General features: G+C 43.6%; 2 pseudogenes. One reads left to right on the top strand and one right to left on the bottom strand.

Features of this window, described 5'->3' with window-relative positions:
- A pseudogene (locus tag CIK04_RS28535) lies at positions 1 to 145 on the bottom strand (PTS sugar transporter subunit IIA); the annotation flags it as partial.
- Between the two features lie 362 nt (positions 146 to 507).
- On the opposite strand from CIK04_RS28535, the pseudogene CIK04_RS28530 reads away from it, so the two are divergent.
- Positions 508 to 680 (top strand): annotated as a pseudogene (locus CIK04_RS28530) (LacI family DNA-binding transcriptional regulator); the annotation flags it as partial.

The following is a 680-nucleotide window of genomic DNA, read 5'->3' as shown; positions in this document are numbered from 1 at the left end:
TGTGCTTCACGGTGAGTCATTCCTTCGACGTARCCTGCTCAACCAATCCTTTTTCGGTGAGAGCGGCAGCGATGCTTTTGATCGCATCAAGTTTGTTGTCGGCGCTCTGCTGGAGCGTAATATCTGATGAAGTTAATTTGAGCATGTTGCCTTCTTAGCGTATCGCGTCGTCATTTTTCTCGGTTCAACCTGTTTCTCTGCGCTGTGAGAGGTCTTCTATGTTTAAGAGCCTGCGTTGCTTAACTCTAAGCTGAACCGATTCAGCAATTGATTTAAAAAAATTCAGCAAACGGCACTTTTATTTACAACGTCGACACGGCCAACGAGTTCAATACCGAGAATGCTGTTCAATTCGACAAAATCATTCAATTAGGTGATGTATGTCTATTTGCAGATTTTGCTGAATCCTTTCAGCTTTTATACTGAATCGATTCAGCGTATAATTCAACAGACGCGAAGATCTGAAATTCGAATCTATGATCAGGCGCACAGATTAGGGTAGGTAATATGACACTGGATGAAAGTAGCCAAGTTGGCAGGTGTTTCGAAAACAACGGCAAGTTATGTGATCAATGGTAAGGCGCAAAAATACCGCATCAGCGAAAAAACGCAGATGAAAGTGATGGCGGTGGTGGAGGAATACAATTTTCGTCCCGATCACGCAGCATCGTCACTTCGAG

The sequence above is a fragment of the Vibrio sp. 03_296 genome, assembly GCF_002265885.1.
The sequence above is the reverse complement of the archived record's forward strand: the minus strand, read 5'-3'. Positions and strand labels throughout refer to the sequence as shown.